The sequence below is a fragment of the Pseudoalteromonas sp. CR1 genome, assembly GCF_019392235.1.
In the GTDB taxonomy this organism is placed as follows: domain Bacteria; phylum Pseudomonadota; class Gammaproteobacteria; order Enterobacterales; family Alteromonadaceae; genus Pseudoalteromonas.
The window spans coordinates 1-269 of the sequence record NZ_JAHXRM010000274.1 but is presented as its reverse complement, the minus strand read 5'-3'; the positions used below and the strand labels follow the sequence as shown (position 1 = coordinate 269).

Sequence of the window (269 nt, the reverse complement as noted above, 5' to 3'; positions counted from 1 at the left end):
CGCGCGCAGCTCCTCCTCGACCCGCTTGAGATCGGAAATATCCGAAACATAGCCGTGCCACAACGTGCCGCCGCCGGGTAACTCCTCCGGCGTCGCTTCGCCGCGAATCCAGCGCAGCCCGCGTTGCGGCAATACCACGCGATACTCTTCGCGCCAATGGCTCAACTGCAGCGCCGACAGCCGTATCGACAGCCGTACCCGCTCGACGTCCAGAGGGTGGATACGCTCAAAAACCTTGTTCGCGTCGTGCTGCAAGACCCCGGTTTCGA

General features: G+C 63.2%; 1 protein-coding gene. It reads right to left on the bottom strand.

Annotated features, from left to right (window positions below; all coding sequences use genetic code 11):
- Positions 1 to 269 (bottom strand): PAS domain-containing protein (locus tag KZZ04_RS19400; RefSeq protein ID WP_219423904.1); only part of this gene is annotated, 269 nt, incomplete at both ends.